The sequence below is a fragment of the Pseudoalteromonas arctica A 37-1-2 genome (assembly GCF_000238395.3).
GTDB classification, from domain to species: Bacteria; Pseudomonadota; Gammaproteobacteria; order Enterobacterales; family Alteromonadaceae; genus Pseudoalteromonas; species Pseudoalteromonas arctica.
Genome location: NZ_CP011025.1, coordinates 1,871,571 through 1,892,781, shown reverse-complemented (window position 1 = coordinate 1,892,781; position 21,211 = coordinate 1,871,571). Strand labels below are relative to the sequence as shown.

Annotated in this window: 18 protein-coding genes; 10 read left to right on the top strand and 8 right to left on the bottom strand. The window is 37.3% G+C overall.

Annotation, left to right across the window (positions count from 1 at the left end):
* Positions 1–107: 107 nt before the first annotated feature.
* The 3 genes from PARC_RS08515 to PARC_RS08505 are packed head-to-tail and all read left to right on the top strand — an operon-like array spanning position 108 to position 2,743.
* Positions 108–1,298: a sensor histidine kinase gene (locus PARC_RS08515; RefSeq protein WP_010552739.1), complete on the top strand. Its 1,191-nt coding sequence runs from the start codon at positions 108–110 to the stop codon at positions 1,296–1,298.
* Positions 1,273–1,638, top strand: a complete 366-nt coding sequence (locus PARC_RS08510; RefSeq protein WP_010552738.1) for a response regulator — start codon at positions 1,273–1,275, stop codon at positions 1,636–1,638. Before PARC_RS08515 ends, PARC_RS08510 begins: the two co-directional genes overlap by 26 nt.
* Positions 1,639–1,678: 40 nt before the next feature.
* Complete coding sequence (locus PARC_RS08505) at positions 1,679–2,743, top strand: HD domain-containing phosphohydrolase (RefSeq protein ID WP_010552737.1); 1,065 nt, start codon at positions 1,679–1,681, stop codon at positions 2,741–2,743.
* A gap of 219 nt (positions 2,744–2,962) precedes the next feature.
* On the opposite strand, the gene PARC_RS08495 is transcribed toward PARC_RS08505, so the two are convergent.
* Complete coding sequence (locus PARC_RS08495; protein WP_010552736.1) at positions 2,963–3,397, bottom strand: ATP-binding protein; 435 nt, start codon at positions 3,395–3,397, stop codon at positions 2,963–2,965.
* A 297-nt stretch (positions 3,398–3,694) separates the two neighbouring features.
* Between PARC_RS08495 and asnS the strand changes: the two genes are divergently transcribed.
* Positions 3,695–5,092 carry an asparagine--tRNA ligase gene (gene asnS, locus PARC_RS08490; RefSeq protein ID WP_010552735.1) on the top strand — a complete coding sequence of 466 codons (1,398 nt, stop codon included), beginning with the start codon at positions 3,695–3,697 and terminating at the stop codon, positions 5,090–5,092.
* Between the two features lie 140 nt (positions 5,093–5,232).
* On the opposite strand, the gene PARC_RS08485 is transcribed toward asnS, so the two are convergent.
* Both PARC_RS08485 and PARC_RS08480 read right to left on the bottom strand, forming a co-directional pair.
* Entirely contained in the window at positions 5,233–6,159 is a 927-nt protein-coding gene (locus PARC_RS08485) for an electron transfer flavoprotein subunit alpha/FixB family protein (protein WP_010552734.1), read from the bottom strand.
* Positions 6,160–6,909 (bottom strand): electron transfer flavoprotein subunit beta/FixA family protein, encoded by a 750-nt coding sequence (locus tag PARC_RS08480; RefSeq protein ID WP_010552733.1) that lies wholly within the window; start codon positions 6,907–6,909, stop codon positions 6,160–6,162.
* Between the two features lie 221 nt (positions 6,910–7,130).
* Here PARC_RS08480 and PARC_RS08475 point away from each other — a divergent pair, with 221 nt between their 5' ends.
* The 6 genes from PARC_RS08475 to PARC_RS08450 all read left to right on the top strand — a co-directional run bounded on the left by PARC_RS08475 (position 7,131) and on the right by PARC_RS08450 (position 14,284).
* On the top strand, positions 7,131–8,777 hold the full coding sequence (locus tag PARC_RS08475) for an electron transfer flavoprotein-ubiquinone oxidoreductase (protein ID WP_010552732.1): 1,647 nt from the start codon (positions 7,131–7,133) through the stop codon (positions 8,775–8,777).
* A gap of 132 nt (positions 8,778–8,909) precedes the next feature.
* Positions 8,910–9,374 (top strand): acyl-CoA thioesterase, encoded by a 465-nt coding sequence (locus PARC_RS08470; RefSeq protein WP_007586808.1) that lies wholly within the window; start codon positions 8,910–8,912, stop codon positions 9,372–9,374.
* A 259-nt stretch (positions 9,375–9,633) separates the two neighbouring features.
* Complete coding sequence (locus PARC_RS08465; protein WP_007586810.1) at positions 9,634–10,203, top strand: outer membrane beta-barrel protein; 570 nt, start codon at positions 9,634–9,636, stop codon at positions 10,201–10,203.
* Between the two features lie 412 nt (positions 10,204–10,615).
* Positions 10,616–11,320 carry a tRNA (N6-threonylcarbamoyladenosine(37)-N6)-methyltransferase TrmO gene (gene tsaA / locus PARC_RS08460; protein WP_007586811.1) on the top strand — a complete coding sequence of 235 codons (705 nt, stop codon included), beginning with the start codon at positions 10,616–10,618 and terminating at the stop codon, positions 11,318–11,320.
* 89 nt (positions 11,321–11,409) lie between these two features.
* The gene (locus PARC_RS08455) at positions 11,410–13,134 is read left to right on the top strand and encodes a proline--tRNA ligase (protein WP_010552731.1); all 1,725 of its coding nucleotides are present in this window, start codon (positions 11,410–11,412) and stop codon (positions 13,132–13,134) included.
* Between the two features lie 316 nt (positions 13,135–13,450).
* Positions 13,451–14,284, top strand: a complete 834-nt coding sequence (locus PARC_RS08450) for a UDP-2,3-diacylglucosamine diphosphatase (RefSeq protein ID WP_010552730.1) — start codon at positions 13,451–13,453, stop codon at positions 14,282–14,284.
* 25 nt (positions 14,285–14,309) lie between these two features.
* Here PARC_RS08450 and PARC_RS08445 read toward each other — a convergent pair whose 3' ends face one another.
* From PARC_RS08445 to PARC_RS08425, 5 genes are all read right to left on the bottom strand, one after another.
* Positions 14,310–17,321: an ATP-binding protein gene (locus PARC_RS08445; protein WP_033013009.1), complete on the bottom strand. Its 3,012-nt coding sequence runs from the start codon at positions 17,319–17,321 to the stop codon at positions 14,310–14,312.
* A gap of 232 nt (positions 17,322–17,553) precedes the next feature.
* A complete protein-coding gene (locus tag PARC_RS08440) occupies positions 17,554–17,766 on the bottom strand; it encodes a hypothetical protein (RefSeq protein ID WP_010552728.1) in 213 nt (70 codons plus the stop codon).
* On the bottom strand, positions 17,763–18,557 hold the full coding sequence (locus PARC_RS08435; RefSeq protein WP_010552727.1) for a hypothetical protein: 795 nt from the start codon (positions 18,555–18,557) through the stop codon (positions 17,763–17,765). The genes PARC_RS08440 and PARC_RS08435 overlap by 4 nt, the downstream gene beginning before the upstream one ends.
* Positions 18,558–19,504: 947 nt before the next feature.
* Complete coding sequence (locus PARC_RS08430; protein ID WP_010552726.1) at positions 19,505–20,650, bottom strand: hypothetical protein; 1,146 nt, start codon at positions 20,648–20,650, stop codon at positions 19,505–19,507.
* Positions 20,651–20,781: 131 nt separating this feature from the next.
* Positions 20,782–21,210, bottom strand: a complete 429-nt coding sequence (locus PARC_RS08425; protein WP_010552725.1) for a hypothetical protein — start codon at positions 21,208–21,210, stop codon at positions 20,782–20,784.
* Between the last annotated feature and the right edge of the window lies 1 nt (position 21,211).

Below are 21,211 nucleotides of genomic sequence, written 5' to 3'. Positions count from 1 at the left end.
CGAACGTATTATAAAAATAAAGCTATATTCAAGCATTGCTGAACCTTAATTATCCTTTAAACGTTTATAAAGTTGTTCAGCCCTTAATGGTACAAAGGATCTAGATAGTGAATAAAATAAGTACCAAGAAAGAACTCTTAGAATACTCCGAAAGTATTGTAAACACGGTTCGAGAACCACTGATTGTTTTAGACCAACATTTAAGAGTAGTTACAGCAAGCCGCTCATTTTATGAGTTTTTTCGCGCTAATCATAAAGACACAGTCGGGAAACTAATATACAACCTTGGTAATAATCAATGGAACATTCCCAAGCTTCGTGAATTATTAGAAACCATATTGCCTCAAAAAACGAGCTTTGATGATTATAAAGTTGAGCACAATTTTAAAACAATTGGTTGGCGTACAATGCTGCTCAACGCAAGGCAAATTAAACGTACTCAGTCAAAAGATCGTATTATTTTATTGTCTATCGAGGACATTACTGAACGTAACGCGATTCAAGAAGGACTCGTAAAAGCGAATAAAGAGCTAGAAGTGCTAACGAGTGATTTGGAAAGTGCTGCTCGAGTTAAATCAGAGTTTTTAGCAAATATGTCGCATGAACTGAGAACCCCACTTAATTCTATAAATGGTTTTTCTGAGGTGCTCTACGACGAAACATTTGGCACTTTAAATGACAAACAAAAACAGTATGTTAAAAATGTATTGGTGAGCGGCAAACATTTACTGTTACTTATTAATGAAATACTGGATATGGCAAAGATTGAAGCAGGCAAAATGAGTCTAACCATCTCTCATTTGCCGATACGCCAAGTATTGCACGAAATTACAGGGCTTACAGCAGATACAGCTAACCAGAAAAAATTGAATATGTGTCTTGATATTGCTGATGACTTGCCACCAATTGAAGCTGACTCCCTTAAGGTTAAACAGATACTTTATAATTTGCTTTCAAATGCAGTGAAGTTTACACCCGATGAGGGTCAAATTGGCGTTAAAACACGACATACTGATACAGAAATAGAAATAATAATTTGGGATACGGGTATAGGTATTGCTGCTGAAAATATGGAAAAAATATTTGAAGGTTTTTTCCGTATAGAAACCCCCTATTCTAGATTAACAGAAGGTACAGGACTTGGGCTGCCAATCGCAAAAAGTCTAGTAAAGTTGCATGGAGGCGAGTTTGTTATTGAATCTGAAGGTGTTAATAAAGGCACATCGGTTCGTATAACTTTGCCAATTAAACAAAAGTCTGTGGTAAAGCATAATGAAAACCAAAATAGTTATAGTTGATGATAATGCGAATAACCTATTGCTAGAGGAAGATCTTTTACTCATGGCAAATTTTGAAGTATTCACTGCTATGAATGCAAGAGATGCGCTTTTAACAATAAAGCGTGAAACTCCAAAAATTATTATATTAGATGTCCAACTCCCAGATATGTCTGGAACAGAGGTTGCGAAAATTTTGCGTGATGAAAAAGAAACGGCAGATATTCCTATTGTTTTTGTTACCGCTTCTGTTTTACCCGCAGATATAGACCAATTACTGTGTATACCTAACAGTGCGTATATTTCTAAGCCTATAGATACACGCACGTTTGCTCAACAAATAAGTTTATATATAAAGTAATGACTACAATTATTTAAACCTTGATACACAGGAACAGTTAATGAAAGATAGCCCTTTAATTTTGGTTGTAGATGACAACCTTCAAAATATAGAACTCATGCAAGCTTATCTTGAACCCAAGGGATATAAAACAGTAACAGCGACTGGCGGGCAACAAGCATTAGATATCTTAGCACAACAACCTGTAGACCTTATTTTACTTGATATAATGATGCCCGGTATGAACGGTTTTGAAGTAACACGCCGTGTTAGAGAAGACGCCCTATTAAAGCTATTACCTATCGTCCTTATTACTGCTTTAAGAGAGACAAAAGAGCGAGTTAAAGGGATTGATGCTGGTTGCGATGATTTTATTACAAAGCCTGTAGATAAAAACGAGCTATTATCGCGCGTTAAGTCCCTTCTTAAGATTAAAGACTATAACGATTTAAGAACAAATTATCAGAAACAATTAGAAGCTGAAGTTGCTCAAAGAACTGAATCATTAAAGCTAGCAATGCAAAGCATTAAAGCCGCATCACTAGAAACAATTAATAGGTTAACCAAAGCTGCTGAATACAAAGATGAAGAAACGGGTGCGCACATTCAACGCATGAGTTTGTATTCTGAGGCCGTTGCACGCAGTGTAGGATTAGATGAGGGAACAGTTGAAAATATTTTATTTTCAGCGTCGATGCACGATCTCGGAAAGATTTCTACACCTGACCATATTTTGCTTAAAGCAGGACAATTAGATGCTGCAGAATGGGAAATAATGAAACAGCACACCGTTGTAGGCGCTAGCATACTTTCAGGTTCTGATTCTGAGGTTATTAAACTCGGTGAAATTATTGCCCGCTCACATCATGAAAAATGGGACGGCTCTGGTTATCCTGATGGCTTAAAAGGTAATGAAATTCCAATTGCAGCACGCGTAGTTGCTATAGCTGATGTATTTGATGCTCTCTCGTCAAAACGTCCTTATAAAAAATCATTCTCGCAAGAAAAAACATTTGCCATTATTAAAGAAGGTAGTGGGAAGCACTTTGACCCCGCAGTAGTGGATGCTTTTTTTGCAGTTCAAGAAGAGATTTTAGCAATTAAACAAAAGTATGCTGAAAAGTAACACGTCCATAATTAATTAGATGGAACCCCATGAACGGACCAAACCCCAATAATCCTTCACCAATGGAAGGTTTTCCTCAAGTAGGTTTTTTATATTTGACTATAGAACAATAAATACGCTGCTAGATATAGCTTGGTGGGATTGGAGCAATGAAAAAATCACTGCTCATTTAGATACTATAACTCAAAATAATTTAGACGTGCTGTCTAAAATTTAGCACTACCACTCAAACATGTAGGCCATTTTGCTTATGGTTTTAAGCGGGACATTATGCGAGTTACGTTTAGCATATAAGTGCTGCATTGATTTGTCTTTCACTTCACCCACTATCACTTCTTTTACTTGATAACCTAAAGCAACAGCAGCTTGAGTGTAAGCTATAAATTCCCACTTTTTAATATTGGTGTTATCTACAATCACCAATGGCATACCTTGAGCAAGTGCATTTATAAAGCGCGCTAAATTTAAATTATGAAATTGCGACAATTTAAATTTATCGAAATGATATTCGCCATGCTCATTAATAAAGTAATCATCAGTTGAGCAGATTAGGTATTGGCTTTCGTCAACTCCACCTAATTCGTCAGCAAGGCTTTGCGCGTAGTAAGACTTACCGCTTCCTGGTAGTCCTCGTAAAATAAAAACTTGTTTCATAGCATCGATTTTTTAAGTGTGAATAAATATTAATTTGATTTGTTTGTTAATAATGCCACAAAATCATTAAATTTAAGAGCAACAAATCATAATAGTAGCAATTAAACTCTAAAAACTGTTTAAAAATAAACCGCATGCATAAAAACTTTTAAAGAGTTGCCCACAATAGTTTTTTTATTCAACTTTACTAGGTAAGATACAGGGTTCAAGTGCAGCGCCGTTTATGTGCAATTTATGCCCGAGTGCTGCGCACAGTTAAAATAAAATAGTTAGGCAACTTATATCATTGGAGTGAAGATGAGCCATTTAGCGATTTCAGAGCTATTAAAAGGCAATGTTGCGGTAGACAGCCAAGTAACAATTAAGGGCTGGATCCGTACTCGCCGCGATTCAAAAGCAGGAATTTCATTTTTAGCCGTTCATGACGGTTCGTGTTTTGATCCTATTCAAGCGGTAGTTCCTAATTCACTGAATAATTATGATGAAGTTACTAGCTTAACAGCCGGTTGTTCTGTGTCGGTTACTGGTGTTTTAGTACAATCTGCTGGTCAAGGTCAATCTTACGAAATTCAAGCTAACACTGTGACTGTGTTAGGTTGGGTAGAAAACCCAGATTCATACCCAATGTCGGCAAAGCGCCACAGCATTGAGTACTTACGTGAGCACGCTCACCTTCGCCCTCGTACAAATATGATTGGCGCGGTAACTCGTGTACGTAACTGTTTAGCACAAGCTATTCACCGTTTTTACCACGAGCAAGGCTTTTACTGGATCAGCACGCCAATTATTACGGCAAGTGACTGTGAAGGCGCTGGCGAAATGTTCCGTGTATCTACGCTTGATATGCAAAACTTACCGCTTACAGACAAAGGCGAAGTTGATTACAGCGAAGACTTCTTCGGTAAAGAAGCATTCCTTACTGTATCTGGCCAGTTAAATGGCGAAACTTACGCGTCTGCAATGTCAAAAATTTACACGTTTGGCCCAACATTCCGTGCAGAAAATTCAAATACATCACGCCACCTTGCAGAATTTTGGATGGTGGAGCCTGAAGTTGCGTTTGCTGATTTAGAAGACATCGCAAAACTTGCTGAAAATATGCTTAAGTATGTGTTTAAAGCCGTACTTGAAGAGCGCCGTGATGACATGGAATTTTTTGCACAACGTGTAGAAAAAACTGCAATTACGCGTTTAGAAGAATTTGTAGAAAAAGACTTCGCGCAGGTAAATTACACTGAAGCAGTAGAAATCCTTAAAAACTGTGGTAAAAAGTTTGAGTACGCTGTTGAATGGGGTGTAGATTTACAGTCTGAGCACGAGCGTTACTTAGCTGAAGAGCACTTTAAAGCACCGGTAGTTATTAAAAACTACCCACGTGACATTAAAGCATTCTACATGCGCCAAAACGAAGACGGTAAGACCGTTGCCGCAATGGACATTGTAGCACCAGGTATTGGTGAGATCATTGGTGGTTCACAACGTGAAGAACGCCTTGATGTACTTGATGCACGCTTAGAAGAAATGGGCTTAAACAAAGAAGATTACAGCTGGTACCGCGATTTACGTAAATACGGTAGCGTGCCGCACTCAGGCTTTGGTTTAGGCTTTGAACGCTTAGTTGCTTATGTAACAGGTATGGGCAACGTACGTGACGTTATTGCCTTCCCTCGTACTAAAGGCAGCGCAACTTACTAATACTAAGTTAGCCGTTTATAAATACTAAAAACCAGCCAATTGGCTGGTTTTTTTGTGTCTTTAATTTACCGAATAAAAAAGCCGCAGCACTCAAAGAGCACCACGGCTTTCAACCAGAATAAATTTTGCTTAATTAAGCGCTATAAAGCACTCTCTAACTGTGGCAGTACTTCAAACAAATCAGCCACTAAACCGTAATCTGCGACTTGAAAAATAGGTGCATCGGGGTCTTTATTAATCGCGACAATTACTTTTGAGTCTTTCATACCGGCTAAATGCTGAATAGCACCGCTAATCCCTACTGCAATGTATAAATTAGGCGCTACAATTTTACCTGTTTGCCCTACTTGCATGTCGTTAGGTACAAAGCCTGCATCAACCGCTGCGCGCGACGCACCAATCGCAGCACCGAGTTTATCGGCAATACCATTAAGTAGTGCAAAGTTTTCACCGTTTTGCATACCGCGACCACCCGATATAACGACAGTGGCAGCCGTAAGTTCAGGTCGTTCAGACTCTGTTTGTTCAACACTTACAAAGCTACTTAATTGCGAATCAGACACTGTATCAATGCTTGTTATAGCCGCTGCTGATTGCTCGCCTTGTAAATCAAAGCTACTGGCACGTACGGTAATTACTTTTTTACTGTCGAGTGATTTAACCGTTGCGATTGCATTACCTGCATAAATTGGACGTTTAAATGTATCGGCGTCCACTACTGCGATAATTTCAGAAATTTGCGCAACATCTAATAACGCAGCAACACGTGGCATAAAGTTTTTACCTGTTGTCGTTGCACTTGCAACAATGTGGCTGTAGTTGTCGCTAAGCGATAAAACTAAATCGCTCATGCTCTCAGCTAACTGATGTTCATAAACGCTATTATCGGCAACTAAAACATTAGCTACGCCATCAATGCTGGCCACTTGTGAGCTCATTGCGCTTAGGCTGTTCCCTGCAATAAGCACATCAACAGGAAAACCCATTTTTACTGCAGCGTTAATAGTTTTTGAGGTTTCTGGTTTTAAGGCACCGTTGTCGTGCTCTGCAATTACGAGTGTTTTCATTTAAATCACCTTTGCCTCTGTTTTTAATTTTTCTACAAGCTGTGCAACGTCTTCAACAATAATTCCTGCGGTACGTTTAGCTGGCTCTTCTACACTTATTAATTGAATACGCGGTGTTAAATCAACACCAAGCGAGTCAGCTGCTATTACTTCAAGCGGCTTACGTTTGGCTTTCATAATATTTGGCAGTGATGCGTAACGAGGCTCGTTTAAGCGTAAATCAGTTGTAACAACCGCTGGTAAGTTAAGTGCTACCGTTTGCAGGCCCCCATCAACTTCGCGGGTCACGTTTACTTTGCCATTTTCAATAACAACCTTGGATGCAAATGTGCCTTGGCCACGTTTAGTTAAAGCCGCTAGCATTTGACCTGTCTGGTTATTATCTGAATCGATTGACTGTTTACCTAAAATTATAAGTTCAGGAGATTCTTGCTCTACAATTTTAGCGAGTAGCTTTGCAATATGGAGTGACTCGAGCTTTTCATCGGTTTCGATATGAATGGCTTTGTCGGCACCCAGTGCTAATGCTGTGCGCAATTGCTCTTGCGATGCTTTAGGACCAATAGTAACAGCAACAACTTCATTGGCTGTACCGGCTTCTTTAAGGCGAATAGCTTCTTCTATAGCAATTTCACAAAACGGGTTCATTGCCATTTTTACGTTGGTTAAATCAACGTCGCTGTTATCACTTTTAACGCGTGCTTTTACGTTGTAATCAATCACTCTTTTTATTGGTACGAGAACTTTCATAGGAACTCCATAATTATTTAAACCTATAAGGTAACGTGCACGTCAACTTATTTATTTTATGAAATTAGACTACTTCCTGTTGACGTAAACGTCAACCTAAAATAACCTTTAACTATTCACAGTCTGTAACGTTTAATTTGCAAGGTTAAAAATAGGCTGTACACCTTATTTAAATGCGTAGTAAACATTCGAATAAGTCCGTCATATATAAAGAGGTTATTATGGTCGAACGTGAAACCATGGAATTTGATGTAGTAATTGTTGGCGCTGGCCCTGCGGGGCTTTCAAGTGCAATTAAACTCGCGCAACTAGCACAAGAAAAACAACAAGAGTGCATGATTTGCGTCGTCGAAAAAGGTTCTGAAGTGGGTGCACATGTACTCTCAGGCGCTATTTTTGAAACCAAAGCTTTGGATGAACTGCTACCAAATTGGCAAGCGCTTGGCGCACCGGTTACAACCAAAGTAACTAACGATGAAATTTATTGGTTTAATAACGAGCAAAAATCGACATCAATCCCCCACTTTGCTACGCCAAAAACATTTCATAATGACGGTAACTACATTGTATCTATGGGTAATGTATGTCGATGGCTTGCTGAGCAAGCTGAAAGCTTAGGCGTAGAGATTTTTCCAGGATTTAGCGCACACTCTTTAATAATTGAAGATAAAGCAGTAAAAGGCATTATTACTGGTAATATGGGTGTCGACAAAGACGGTAATGAAAAAGACGGTTACATGCCTGGCATGGAGCTTCGTGCAAAATACACTATATTTGCAGAAGGCTGCCGAGGTCATTTAGGTAAGCAGCTAATTAATGAGTTTGCACTTGATGCAGATTCATCGCCGCAGCATTACGGTTTAGGCTTTAAAGAAATTTGGCAAATTGATGAAAGTAAGCATGAGCTCGGCAAAGTTGTTCATGGTACAGGTTGGCCACTTAGCGGCGATACTAATGGTGGTGCATTTATGTATCACAGTGAAAACAACCAAGTCGTTGTAGGTTTAATTGTTGATTTAAATTACTCAAACCCACATTTAAGCCCGTTCGATGAGTTTCAGCGAATGAAGCACCATCCAGTATTTAAAAACGTACTTGAAGGCGGTGAACGTATTGCTTACGGTGCGCGTGCTATTGCTAAGGGCGGTTTACATTCATTACCAAAAATGCATTTTGCTGGTGGCTTAATTATAGGGTGCGATGCAGGCACACTTAATTTTGCAAAAATTAAAGGTAATCACACCGCAATGAAATCAGGAATGATTGCCGCTGAGGTTATTTTTGAAGCATTGCAAAATGAGTTGGCAAATACCGATTTAACTCATTATCAAACTGCGTTTGAGCAATCGTGGGCATATAAAGAGTTATATCAATCTCGTAACTTTGGCCCTGCTATGCACAAATTAGGTAAATTTATAGGTGGTGCGTATAACACGCTTGATCAAAACATTTTTAATGGTGGTTTACCCTTTACGTTTAAAGATAATACGCCCGATCATTCAACCCTTGTTGATGCTAACGCCGCTGACAAAATAGCGTACCCAAAGCCAGATGGACACCTTAGCTTTGATAAACTCTCAAGTGTGTTTTTATCAAATACTAACCACGAAGAATCACAGCCTTGTCATTTAAAGCTCAAAGATGTGTCAATCCCTATTAACATAAACCTAGTTAAATTTGATGAACCCGCACAACGTTATTGCCCAGCAGGCGTTTACGAAGTACAAGAAATAGCAGGCAATAAAGAGTTTGTTATTAACGCCCAAAACTGTGTGCACTGTAAAACCTGCGATATTAAAGACCCAAGCCAAAACATTACCTGGGTAACCCCAGAAGGTGCTGGTGGGCCAAACTACCCTAATATGTAACTAAATTATGCGTTATATACACATATAATCACTTTTTTTACATATAAATTATAAACATATCCTAAATTGCAGGGGCTTCGGCCCCTTTTTTACGTTATGCTAATAGTAGTTTTAATAATAAGAGTGTTATCTATGCCGTCGTCAAAAGTTGTTTTTCGTTTTTTAGCAGAGCCTACCGATGTTAATTTTGGTGGTAAAGTTCATGGTGGGGCCGTCATGAAATGGATTGACCAAGCAGGCTATGCATGTGCTGCGGGTTGGAGTGGTCACTACTGCGTAACGGTTTCGGTTGCGGGTGTTAAATTTAGACGCCCTATTTTAGTGGGTCAAATAGTCGAAGTAGAAGCTAAAATTGCCCATACGGGTAGAAGTAGCATGCAAATATTTATTCAAGTGCGTTGTGGCGATCCAAAAACACAAAATATGGTTGAAACAAATCATTGTGTTATCAGCTTTATTGCTATGGATGAAACGGGTTACCCAATAGAAGTGCCTTCGTTTAAAGCTGTAACAGAAGAAGATATTAAATTAGAAAATTACGCTATAAAAATGAAAGAAATAGCAATTGAAACAGAAAACTTGCTTCATACAGTGTAATTACTAGTTTAAATAAAGTCAGGCTATGTAAAAAACTCATTATACTTTGTAAAACATACAACTTATTTTAGAGTACTCAATTACACAAAAGTTCACTTTGATTATAAAACACGCTAAACACCGTAAAAACCAATACAAAAGAATTAATTAAGGCGTGTTTTTAATCCATTTTAATATTGGCACGCTCGCTGCAAGTAGATAATTGAAGTTTGATTAATGAAATCAAGCATTTGATTATTTTTTGTAAAGGAGCTATTCAATGATTAAAACACTTTCTCTTTCAGCTATTGCACTAGCAACACTGGGTTTTAACTCTGCAGCACACGCTGACATTTCTGATTTCGATTCTCCACGTATTTATACTGGTATCGGTTACGGTCAATATTCTTTTGAATTTGAAGACAGTGACAACGACACTGACTTTGACGACGATGCACAAATGCTTAAGGGTTACGTTGGTGCACAATTTAACGAGTACTTAAGCTTAGAGCTTGCTTATCAAAACTTTGATGAAGTAAGTGATATAGACAGCAAAGCTGAAATTGATGGCGTATCGCTTGCCGCACGTTTAGGCTACCCAATAACAGAAAGCTTTTCTGTGTATGCAAAAGGCGGTTGGCTTGAATGGGATGCAGATTACACACAAGATTTACCAGTCGGTGGCGTATCAGCGTCTACAGATGGTGGTGATGCATTTTACGGCGCTGGTATTGAATACGCGCTTACAACAAATGTACAATTTCGTTTAGAGTATGAGCGTTATAAACTTGATGACGATATTGACCCAGATATGGATGTAGCGTCTGTATCAGTTCAATACATGTTTTAATTAGTCTTTAGCATGTATAAAAGGTAAGCCCAAGGGCTTACCTTTTTTGTTTTAGGCTCTTTTTAAATATATCAATATAAACCAACCAGTCTAATAAAAGCTTTAAACCGTTTGGTCTATAATGCCAAGTGCATTAAATAATTGTTCTATTGTAGCACTAAGAAAATAGCGCAATAACAAGGCAAAATTATAATATATAGTTGTTATCACAAATTGCTCCCTGCATTGCTCTACCTCCTGCATCCATGCAGTCAACTGTGAATAATTCTTAACAAAGTAAGTGCGCTATTTAATGCAGTAGAATAATCATATTTTTAATAAAATTGGTATACGCAATAAACTTGCTTACATTAATGCCATAAATGCTAAATGCGGGTAGAATAGCGCTCTATTTTATTTGTACCCGAGTACTATGAGCGATTACACCATTTCGGCTATTGGCCACATTCAATCTCCTTATAAACAAAAGTTTGCTATACCTAGGCAACCTCGTTTAGTGCCACAAGCTAAAGCAAAGCTTATATTTGCCCCCGATTTTAATCGCGAAGAATTTGTACGTGGTTTAGATGAATTTACTCATATTTGGTTGTTATTTCGTTTTCATGAAACGGCTGATAAAGGTTATTCTGCTATGGTGCGCCCGCCTCGTTTGGGTGGCAATGAGCGAAAAGGTGTATTTGCGACCCGTGCTACATTCAGACCAAACGCAATTGGAATGAGCGCCGTAAAACTTGAAGGTATTGAATATAAAAACGGACAACTTAGCTTATTACTCGCTGGTATTGATTTACTTGATGGCACACCGATTATTGACATAAAACCGTATTTGCCGTATTCAGATTCTATGCCGGATGCAAGTGCTGGCTTTGCTGACACGCGCCCTGAAACACAAATGACGGTTGAATTTAGCCCTCAGGCAATTGAGTTTGTTAATGCGCAAACACAATACCCAGATTTACATGATTTTATTGCCAATGTTTTAAAACAAGATCCTCGCCCTGCATATAAAAAACAAAAAGATGGCGAGCAGAGCTATGGTATGACTCTGTATAATTATAATATTCGCTGGCAAGTCAATGGCGAGCATAACGTAGTAACAAGCATAGAAAAAAACTAAATAACTCAGTTAGCGCTTTAGTGTAAAAGCATCCGCTGGTAAACTTAAGCTCTATTAAAAGAATATAATTACTCTATTTCGGAAAAAACATGCGTACAAGCCAATATATACTCGCAACACTTAAAGAAACGCCATCAGATGCTGAAATCGTATCGCATCAGTTAATGCTTAGAGCCGGTATGATCCGCCGCGTCGCTTCGGGTTTATACACTTGGTTACCCTCTGGTTTACGCGTGCTACGTAAAGTAGAAAACATTGTACGTGAAGAGATGGACAAAGCAGGTGCAATTGAAATGCTTATGCCTGTTATTCAACCTGCTGATTTGTGGGAAGAGTCTGGCCGTTGGAATGAATTTGGTCCAGAGCTTATGCGCTTTACAGACCGTCATAACCGTACATTTGCACTTGGCCCAACACACGAAGAAGTAATAACTGATTTCGTACGTAAAGAAATAAGCAGCTACAAGCAATTACCAGTTACTTTATACCAAGTACAAACTAAAGTACGCGACGAACGTCGTCCTCGTTTTGGTGTAATGCGTGCTCGTGAATTTACAATGAAAGATGCCTACTCTTTTCACTTAAGTGAAGAGTGTTTAGATGCGACTTATCAAGCAATGCACAAAGCATATTGTAATATTTTTGAGCGTTTAGGCCTTGATTACCGCCCTGTTATAGCCGATACAGGCTCTATTGGTGGTAGCGTATCGCACGAGTTTCATGTACTTGCTGAGTCGGGCGAAGATGCAATCGCGTTTAGTGATGGCAGTGATTACGCCGCTAATATTGAAAAAGCAGAAGCACTGGCACCAAGCGAACCTCGCCCTGAAGCATCAAAAGAGCTTAAAGCGTTTCCAACTCCTGACGCTAAAACGATTAACGAGCTTAAAAAACACTACGGTGTTAAGCCACATCGCGGTGTTAAAACGTTAATTGTTTATGGTACGCCTGATGAAAACGAAGTACGCGGTTTAGTAGCCTTAGTACTGCGTGGCGATCACGAATTAAATGAACTAAAAGCTGAAAAGCACCCATTAGTAGACTCTCCGCTTGAAATGGCAACAGAGGCAGATATTGTTGCTGCTATTGGCGCAAAACCTGGCTCATTAGGCCCTGTCGGCTTATCTATGCCTATTATTGTTGATAGAACAGCTAACATACTTGCTGATTTTGTTGCCGGGGCAAATAAAGACGACGAGCATTACAGCGGTATTAACTGGGATCGTGACGTAACTGATTACGAAGTTGCTGATATTCGTAATATTGTTGAAGGCGATATGAGCCCATGTGGCCAAGGCGTTTTACAAATTAAACGTGGTATTGAAGTAGGTCATATTTTCCAACTTGGTACTAAATACTCAGAAGCGATGAAAGCGGGTGTATTAAACGAAGGTGGTAAAAACCAAACCATGACTATGGGTTGTTACGGTATTGGTGTTTCACGTATTGTTGCTGCTGCTATTGAGCAGAACAACGATCAATACGGGATCATTTGGCCAAAATCAATCGCGCCATTCGATTTAGCAATTGTTCCAATGAACATGCACAAATCGCATCGTATTCCTGATATTGCAAATAACCTTTACCAAGGTTTAAAAGATGCTGGTCTTGATGTGTTATTTGATGACCGTAAAGAGCGCCCTGGTGTTATGTTTAACGATATGGAACTCATTGGTGTGCCATTTACGCTAGTAATTGGTGAGCGTAACCTTGACGAAAACAAAGTTGAGCTTAAAAACCGCCGTACAGGTGAAAAGCTAATGATTGATATCGATACAGCAATTGATGCAATTAAAGCAGCCGTTAAAGGTTAAGCTAAAAATACTTATAAGTAATTTTAAAACCGCTTTTTAAAAGCGGTTTTTTTATACCTAAATTTTATGTGTGTTATTTAGCTTTAGTATTACTGTCGTATAATTGTCATTTTTATTCCCTAAAATATTTAACCTGAACTCTGGATAATAAATCTATCTCGAGCAGCTATTTTCAGCGCTAACTGCGTTGAATTTACTGAAAATCTCTGGCTAGAGAAAATAAATTTAAATATCACCATGATTCAATACCTTAGTAAATCTCTTAACCAGAGTTCTGGTTATTTAACTATTACACTCGATACTTTAGGGAATGAAAATGAGTAATGGCGCAAACACTAAGAAGCAACACTACCCTACTATTTGGATATCTGATGTTCATTTAGGTTACAAAGACTGTAAAGCAGATTACTTACTCGATTTTTTAAACTCGGTAGAATCCGATACACTTTATTTAGTGGGTGATATTATTGATTTATGGTCAATGAAACGTCAGTTTTATTGGCACCCTTCGCATTATCAAGTATTAAACTCTATACAAAAAAAAGCAGCTAGCGGTACACGCGTCATTTATATTCCCGGTAATCATGACGAAACGTTTAGAAACTATATAAATCAAACGTTATTTGGTATTGAAATCCACCAGCAGTTTATTCACACCACTAAAGCTAATAAACGTTTTTTACTCGTACACGGCGATGACTTTGATTCCGCGACACGCTATAACAAACTTATTAGTATCGCAGGGGATGCAGGGTACGACTTTTTATTATTTTTAAACCGCTGGACCAATCGTATTCGAAAGCTATTTGGTGGTAATTACTACTCGCTTGCATCATGGATAAAAGCCCGCGTACACAAAGCACGTGAAGCAATTAAAGCCTTCGAAGATGCCGCAATTCATGAAGCTAAAAAACAAAACGTAGACGGTATTATTTGTGGACACATTCATCATCCCAAAATAAAAGTAGATGACGGAATTATGTATTGTAACGATGGAGACTGGATTGAGAGTTGTACGGCGCTGGTAGAGCAGCAAGATGGAAAAATTGAATTACTACATTGGTCAGACACACAAACCGTACTCGATAGCGCCGACATAACAAAGTTAAATATATCAACTGATGCTAAACCAAAAAAATCAGCTGCATAAGCAGCTGATTCTCATTTAATCACTATTAACTTAGCCAGGTGATTAACTTATCTTTTAGCGTTCTTGGCTTGATTGGTTTAGTAATATAGTCGTTCATGCCTGCAGTTAAACAACGTTCTCTATCACCTTCCATTGCGCTTGCTGTCATAGCAATAATAGGTATGTAAGTGTAGTCTACCCCGGCCTTACTATTTCTGATTTCACTTGTTGTATCGTAGCCATTTAAGTTAGGCATTTGGCAATCCATTAAAATAACATCAAAAGCTTGCTCTGTGTTTTCTCTTAATGCTTCTAATGCTTCTACACCGTCTGATGCACAGGTGATTTTTACTTTTGTGCGCTTTAAAATCGCCTTAGCAACTTCAATGTTTATCATATTATCGTCTACTAATAATATATGATAAGCAGATAGGTCAGGCTCTACTTGTTCTTCTGTTAAGCCTTTTGGTGGCGCTATAATGCAATCATTACTGGCACCAAATAAGCTGGCTAACTTATAGCTAAATTGATCTTGGGTAAGCGGTTTATTTAGAATGTGGCTACCCTCAGGTAATATCATTTTAGTCGGTTTATCGGTCACCATGTCGCGTAAAATTAAGACGTACTTTTTATTAAACTGCTTACAGTAATCAATTAACGCATCAATTTGAGGATGCTCATCGTCAATCAATAATAAGTCAGCTTCAAACTCTTTATGCTCACTAAAGTAGTCGAGTCTTACAATGTTTTCTGCATTTACTTTACAGGTTAGTAGCAATAAATCGCACACGTTTTTATAAACGTTATCGCGCGCTATTAATGCCGCTACGTTAATGCTAGTAGCAAGTTCAATACCTGTGTTTAGTTTTTTCTCTTGTGCTACATGTAGCTCAACTGTTGCGGTAAAGGTACTACCAGCACCCTTTTCACTTATAACCGTAATATTACCACCCATTAACTGAGCAAGTTTTTTACATATAGATAAGCCTAAACCTGTACCGCCAAAATGACGGGTTGTACTTGAATCTTCTTGTGTAAACACTTCAAATAGTTTGTCTATGTTCTCTGGCGCTATACCAATTCCCGTGTCTTTTATTGTAAAGCTCATTAATAACTTTGAGTCGGTAATGTACTTAGAGCCGACAGTTAAACTTACTTCACCTCGGTGGGTAAATTTAAATGCATTATTAACTAAGTTAATTAAAATTTGTTTCAGTCGATGGCTGTCACCAATAACCATTCTGTCTACTACATCTTTTGTATCTAAGAATACTTCAAGACCTTTGCGCTGGCCCTGTAACGCTAAAGAGCTAATCATATCGCTACATACTGTAACAACATCAAATGTATGATTATCAATATCAAGCTTACCCGCTTCTATTTTAGAAAAATCGAGAATATCGTTAATCAGGTTCATCAGAGAGTTAGCACTGCTATTAGCTAATTTTAAGTAATGGTATTGTTGCTCACTTAAGCCATCTTCTTTGAGCATTTCAAGCATACCCAAAACGCCATTCATCGGTGTGCGTATTTCGTGAGATATATTTGCTACAAAGTCACTTTTTGCTTGGCTCGCTGCTAATGCTTGATCAATTGCTCGCTCTAGCTCAACAGTCCTTTGTGATACTTTTAGCTCTAAAGTACTGTTTAAGCCTTCAAGCTCTGATTGAGTATTTTTTAATGAGCTAATATTTCTTAAAATAGCCGCTACCTGATAACGGTTATTGTAGACATCAAAAATACTACTGAGCGTAATTGAAAAGTATTGTTTGTTGCCATAACCATCTGTGTAGATAGCTTCAAACGGCATTTTTGCTCCGTTTGAAATAGTCTCTTCTATACAGTTATTATCGGCTTCATTTAAGTCAAATAAAGAAACAAAGTCAGGGCTAATGCCTGAAATTGAATTACCGAAAACCTCTTTAGCTGTATTATTAAAGTGAACAATTTCGCCGTTTTGCTCAATTGTAAAAATAGCATCCAAAGAATTTTCTATTACTTTATTGTTTTGCTCTTTTAGAGAATTAATTAACAACTTACGGTTTATAAAACGTTGGTATAAAAAGGCAATAACTAAAAATACGCTAAAGAATACCACTAGCATTGCAATAAAGTTTTGACGCCTTTCGTTCACCTTTGCAAACAACGTTTTAGTATCAACACTTACACCAAGCTCTAAAGGTAACATCGCAATATCACCATCAAGCGAAATACGTTTTTTTAACGTGTAAGCAATTGGGTAATTACTTAGCGGTAAAGTGCCTTGCTCTGCCATTGTACTTGCAATGGAAAATTCTTCAGTCCATGTTTTTGCTTTATTAAATTCAAAACCGAAGCGTAATTGAGGGTTTGGATGATATAAAAATTCACCTTCATTATTCATTAGGTAAATTTGTGTTCCTTGTGGAGATTCAACCGTTAAACTTTTTATTAATTTATCAGCAAAGTAGTTAGTAACTAATATTGCAAAAATTTTATTTTTTTCATCAAAAACAGGTTTAGCTACACGAAAAGTGCTTATATAAGGTTCTTGTATCTGCCCATTTTCACGGTTGTAGTTAATTGGAGAAATATAAACACTTTTATTATCGAGCATACTCGCTTTTATCATGTAATCGCGTTGGCCTTTCTTTTGTAATTGCAGACCTTGCAGTCGATTAATTTCTCCGAGTTGGTTTCTATCAACCCTGACAACTTCTTGTCCACCATCTTCGAGCGTAATATAGCGAGCTTGCAATATAGTGTCATCAGTCTGCATAAAGCCTGTAAAAATACTTGCTAAACGCTCCTGCCAAATATCAATGGGTGTTCCAAGAATTGGATCAATCAGTTTATTTTCTTTTGCGCGGGTAATACCTTGAATAGGAGGAGTTGCATCTAAAAAGCGGATTGCGGTAACACTATCTTTAAGGTGTTTTTTTAGTGAAAGGCTTTTTGTTTCAAGCTCACGTTTTAATTCTATTTGAGCTGAATGGTAAACATCACTTCTTACTTTTTGATCAAACAAATACAGAGATGGTAAAGCTATAAGAACAAATATTATTGTTGCAACGAGCATTAGTCTATTATTTTTTGTCACATTCAAAAAATTATTCCTTTTTAACATTTATCTTCACCATAAAATTCTACTCGCTATATTATAGAGCATTAATGGCTAAAAAGGACCCCAAAACTAATTAGTTATCGTTATTAATTTTAATGTTTTTACATATTAAAGTACTAATGTATTACCTAAAAAGCTGTATTTGCAAAAGGTTAATTCAAGATAAACAAACGTTGAACCTAAAGGATTATTTAGGAATGCTCTGATTGTTCAGACCTTCTTTCACAACAAATATGACTATAACCATGCAGAAAATAAACCCTCCTCCTATACAGATATAGTTGATTATTGGATTAGACTCAGTATCAAGAGTCATTGCTAAGAGCCCATAACTCAAAAGCATTAAACCAATAAGTGACGCAGCCATTAATCTAATGAGTTTTTTTGTGGTTTTTTTCATTCTATTACTCCTTGTTCCCTAGCAATACTCTCTAAATTCTTCAAAAATTGAACCGATTCATTAGTTATGTCTTTAATCATAAACTGAGGCTCTATTTCAACTTCGCTTTCATCTATTACACTGTTACTAACAGTCTTTAAAAAAACAGCTTTGCCTTCATTATGCAATGATATTTCTGTCGGTATTTGATTTGTGTCGTACTTAAATTTACGCATAAAATCTATTAAAGGCACATCTAAAAAACCAACAAAAGCTTTTCCAAAATAAGTATCTTCTCGTGCTCGTTTTAAAAGCCAAGTATATTCAGCAGATGATAGAAATTGGTTTGGGAATGAGCTCGTTTTTACTGTTTGGACTTTTTCATCATCAAAATACCCTATAAATACGTTTTCTCCTTCATTTTCGTAAGCGATATAATTATTAGGGTCGTTTTTAGGATCTAAGCTCATTTCATAAATTTGTTCTTTAGTAAACCCTGGCGCGTGTTTCATCATATCAGTAAAAGCTTTATCACTATTTTCTTTATTTAAAGCATAATCTAATCTGTATGCGATATTTTTTTGATGATCTAAAATATATTGACCATCATCTTTAATAGTCATTTCTGTAAAGGTTTTATTTGGTAAAACATAGTCTGTACGAAGGTATTTATCGGTGACTTTTATTTTAATGTATGCAAAATGATTTAACTCTTTAGTGACTTGATAATTAAGTGTTAGGTTATTTTGTGCGTGTGCATAACCACATAAACTAATACTCAAAAATAATATAGCTTTAGAAATACTTTTCAAAATTTTCTCCTTAAAAATGTAATAACCGTAAATAATAGCCAGCAAGTTAAAATCGATTAACCGTACCTAATAGCTTATCAGTAACGTATTTGTTAAAAAAGTAAAGTTTGAACCTACTTTGTAATCAGCCCAGGAGAAGATCGTGAAATACACTATAAATCAATACCTTTCAAGGTAAGCTGTTCTGTGCATAACTTTCTTCTGCTTTACTGGCATACCTTTATTAAAACTGGTTTCAGCCTTTAATTAATTAAATGCAATATGCCTTAACCCTGCAAATACAGGCGCTGCACCTTCTTTAAATTCTATATCTAAACGCCAATGTAATCCGTTCTATATTTGCTAATGTTGCCGCGCTGATCTTGCAAATACTTCCGCCGTTAAATGTGTTGAACTGATATCTTGAGGTTTGGGATAATTAGCTATCTCCAAGCTCTAAAATCAGTGAGGATGTTGTACCACGTAATATTTAACATTGAGCTGTAGATTATCCCCTGATTTTACTTTCTCTAATACTGGATGGTATCCGAGCACTTAGTGATTTACTAATGATGCAGTATCTACAAGTGGAGTCATTGATATAAGATTAAATGTTGGAATTGATGTAAGCAAAGAATCGCTCGATCTCTATTTATTGTTAAATCAAGCCAAGAGCGGCAGCAAATTTAAATGCTTCAAAAACAGAAAGATTGACTATTTAGCCATCAATGATTGGATCTCGAAGCTATCTAAATGTCAGCCGAATGACATTTTCATTACGATTGAATCCACTGGGGTTTATTATACTAACTAAAATTAGCCTAAAACTTCGAAATGTTAAAATTTAGAGTGGGTGTCGTTAATTTTTACTTCATAGCTTTTTTCGTAAAAAATAAGCAGATGGAATATCTCAAAGTTGCTAACTAGCATAGTAAATTAGAGTACGATATTTAATTACTTATTTGAATTCAAATAAAGCGTATCATTGAAGATATGATAATCCCTATAATTGCGAATATCACCGCAATACGAATATGAGTCAGCATAGGTAATGCCTGCTTACTAGTTCTTTCAATGGATACTGGATATTGATTATGAGTTAGCGCTAATAACAACGCAGGCCCATCAATAGCAGTACCACTGAGAGCTAAGGTCATCCCTTGCTCTGTTACGAAAGTCAACTCTACGACATGAGGCTGCTTTACTCCACGACTTTGAAAAGTAGCATCCGTTAGAAAACTGCCTGCAACATAGTAATTCCATTTTAAATCTATATTTTGCACTTGCTCCTTTTTAAACTCATGTGCTTGTCTATCTTCAAATAATAACGCTGGCAGCAGTAAACTATTATCGCTGACAACAATATCACTTTGCGGTGATTCAGAAATAAAATAATACTTATTACATAGGTGGGCCTTTGTTAACCAATAACTGAGATAAGCAACGGCTAAAAGTACACAGCCCGCGATCCAGTTCTGTGCTGATACAACGACTATAATAGCAAAAAATAAACATACTCCAACGACACTAAATACGATCTTTTTTTTGTTATCTGGCAACGGCAAAGCAAATCGTAAGATACTGTGATGTGTTTTTATATCTGTGGGGCGAGAGCTATTCAGGTGGAAAATGTCTGATACCGTTTCTTTAGTTGCATTCCCTCTTTCGCCTCTATTTACACTCTGGGTATGCTGCTTTGCGCTCGTCTTAAAAACGTATTTTACACTACTCATAGCAAGTAACTTTTTAACTAGCTCTCCCTGCCGCCAAAACGAAAAGTGGCTGATTTTATGACCTCCACCTTGCTCATAGGTAATGTTGAGATCATATTTATGGCGTTTTTGTGTAAGTACAGCCTCTGTTATCGCAGAAAGGTCTATCGATTGTCTATTAAATACGTAAATAGTTTTACCCAGCAGTGCAAACTGGCTTTTTGTTATTAATGCGTTGTTTTTTAGTATAAGTCGCCGTTGAAAAGCGAACAACACAGCAACAAAAATAGTGTTAGTTACAACTGACTGTATATCTTCACTGAGTACACTTAATATAATTGTCATTGAAAAAATGACAGCCAAAAAATTGGTAACCCATTCGCTCATTAACTTTACTTGCACGAACACTCCTTATTTTATTGCTATATTTATTATTTATTATATGAGTCTTGCTTAGTACTCAAAAAATAAACCAGCGATGCATATCGCTGGTCTAATATGACAAAGTCAACTTTTAATTAATACCTAGCTAGCTATATATCTAACACCCATTTTGTCGTGCCAGGCAACAGCTCGAACACACAGCTATCACTAAAATTCATTTTTTTACCATTACCCCATTTTATAAAAACTTGAGCTACTTCTTTTGGTACTTCTGTCGATAAATATTCAGCGCGTTTAATATAAACCCCAGCTTCATCGAGAGCTTGCCGATGACTAGAAGCCACTTTTTCCATTTTCTTAGCCATTTTAGGTTTAAGCGTACCTTTATATTTTTCCTCTACAAAGCTCCACATAACCTCTTTATTATCGTCGCGCATGGCATTTCGCCATAACTGGCATTTTTCTATAAATATATCTGCTTGGTTATTTTTAGCGTTAAACTCTACATTGGGCTCAGCTGCAAACGCATGTGCGCAGCTGAATAACAAGGGTAAAGATATGATCACTTTTTTAAACATT